Below are 2494 nucleotides of genomic sequence, written 5' to 3' on the forward strand. Positions count from 1 at the left end.
GTCCGTAGAAGCAGAAAACGATGCTGTCGAGACAGGTGATGCTTTCGGGGAAATAAGCCTTGGGCAGTTCAAGTATTTGGTCTGCTAGTCGGTAAGCGTCCAGCCAACTCACCTTCCGAACTCCAGCATTAAGGGCGATGGTGTCCGCGTTTTTTAAGCGGACGCGATAGCCCTTATCGCCGGGATTTCCATGCGCCAACGAAGCTCTTACCCCAAACCGTTCAAGGCCCAGGTTGTTCAGGAGTGCCTGCAATCCGGTGCTAGCGTTTCCAGCGTGGCCATACGCCATGGCATCAACGCCAACGTCATTCGCAAGTGGCTACCGCTTTACCGAGATCAGCCACCAGCGGCGTTGCCGGCTTTCGTTCCATTGAGGGCTACGCCTAAACGACCGGCTGAAGCATCGGTGATTATCGAGCTACCGCTTGGCGAGCAATCGGTCACGGTGAAATGGCCAGCCTCCGATCCTGAAGGATGCGCCCGCTTTGTCCGTGGGCTCGCCCAGTGATCCGCATCGATACTATCTGGCTCGCCACCGAGCCTATGGACATGCGTGCTGGCACTGAAACCGCGTTGGCTCGTGTGATCGCAGTGTTCGGTACGGCGAAGCCGCACTGCGCCTATCTCTTCGCCAATCGTCGCGCCAACCGCATGAAAGTTCTGGTGCATGACGGCGTGGGTATCTGGCTGGCCGCGCGGCGATTGAACCAGGGCAAGTTTCACTGGCCAGGCATCCGGCACGGCTCGGAAGTCGAACTCGACACCGAGCAACTCCAGGCTTTGGTACTGGGGTTGCCCTGGCAGCGAGTCGGCGCAGCCGGCGCGATCACAGTGCTGTAGCACCTGCCATTAGCCCATCGGTTTATCTCCGCTGACCGCCTGCTCTGGCACAATCAGCGGCATGAACTCCTCGCCCAATCTCGACCAACTGACACCTGACCAGCTGCGCGCACTGGCCGCGCAGTTGCTCACGCAAGTCGATGCGATGGGCAAAAAGATCCACCGCGATCAAACAGTCATCGAGCAGCTCACCCACGAAATCGCATGGTTCAAACGGCACAAGTTCGCCAAGCGCAGCGAGCAGCTAGGCCCTGATCAGGGCAGCCTGCTTGATGACCTGCTCGACACCGACATCGCCGCCATCGAGGCCGAGCTGAAAGCCGTCAACTCCCCGGTTACCCCAGCCGAACCACGCCAACAACCCAAGCGCACACCGCTGCCACCGCAATTTCCGCGCACCGTGATCCATCACGAACCGGAGAACACCCAGTGCGCCTGCGGCTGCCAGCTGCTACGCGTCGGCGAAGACGTCAGCGAAAAGCTCGACTACACGCCGGGCGTGTTCACCGTCGAACAGCACGTGCGTGGGAAATGGGCCTGCCGCCAGTGCGAAACGCTGATCCAGGCGCCGGTGCCGGCGCAGGTGATCGACAAGGGGATCCCCACCGCCGGCCTGTTGGCGCACGTGATGGTGGCCAAGTTCGCCGACCACCTACCGCTGTACCGGCAGGAGAAGATCTTCGGCCGCGCCGGCCTGGCTATCGCTCGTTCGACGCTGGCGCAGTGGGTCGGGCAAACCGGCGTGCAGCTCCAGCCGCTGGTCGATGCGCTGCACGAAGCCGTGCTGGGCCAACGCGTGATTCACGCTGACGAAACCCCGGTGCAAATGCTCGCGCCGGGCGAGAAGAAGACCCACCGTGCCTACGTCTGGGCCTACAGCACCACGTCCTTCGCCGATCTGAAGGCCGTGGTCTACGACTTCAGCCCCAGCCGTGCCGGCGAGCATGCGCGCAATTTCCTTGGCCAGTGGAATGGTAAGCTGGTCTGCGACGACTTCGCTGGCTACAAGGCCGGTTTCGAGCGAGGCATCACCGAAATCGGCTGCATGGCCCACGCCCGCCGCAAGTTCTTCGATCTGCATGCGGCGAACAAAAGCCAGTTGGCCGAACAGGCGCTGCACTCTATCGCTGGGCTGTACGAAGTCGAACGCCAAGTGCGCGACATGAGCAATGAAGAACGCTGGCGAATACGACAGGAACAGGCTTCACCGATCCTCGACGCGCTGCATGCCTGGATGCTGGCCCAGCGTGATCGGGTGCCCAACGGCTCAGCCACGGCGAAAGCCTTGGATTACAGCCTCAAACGCTGGGTAGCGCTGACGCGCTACCTGGACGATGGCGCTGTGCCCATCGACAACAACCAGGTCGAGAACCAGATCCGGCCATGGGCCCTTGGACGCTCGAACTGGTTGTTTGCCGGATCACTGCGCAGCGGCAAACGCGCGGCAGCAATCATGAGTCTGATCCAGTCGGCGCGGATGAATGGGCATGATCCGTATGCCTATCTTAAGGACGTACTCACACGGCTGCCGACGCAGCGGGCGAGTGAGATCGGCCAACTGCTGCCGCATCAGTGGGCGCCGGCCTGAGTCGCGCAAGGTGAGTTCGGCGTACGCTTACTGTAHGTTGCTTTAGCAACGTTTCTTGTGTTTCTG

Annotated in this window: 3 protein-coding genes; all 3 read left to right on the forward strand. The window is 61.3% G+C overall.

Annotated features, from left to right (window positions below; all coding sequences use genetic code 11):
* Positions 1-190 precede the first annotated feature (190 nt).
* Complete coding sequence (gene tnpA, locus DQ405_RS26600; RefSeq protein WP_003291604.1) at positions 191-508, forward strand: IS66-like element accessory protein TnpA; 318 nt, start codon at positions 191-193, stop codon at positions 506-508.
* Complete coding sequence (gene tnpB, locus DQ405_RS27995) at positions 505-840, forward strand: IS66 family insertion sequence element accessory protein TnpB (protein ID WP_003291605.1); 336 nt, start codon at positions 505-507, stop codon at positions 838-840. Before tnpA ends, tnpB begins: the two co-directional genes overlap by 4 nt.
* Positions 841-901: 61 nt before the next feature.
* Positions 902-2428: an IS66 family transposase gene (gene tnpC / locus DQ405_RS26610; protein WP_003291606.1), complete on the forward strand. Its 1527-nt coding sequence runs from the start codon at positions 902-904 to the stop codon at positions 2426-2428.
* Positions 2429-2494 lie beyond the last annotated feature (66 nt).

The organism is Pseudomonas sp. SST3, from assembly GCF_003325755.1.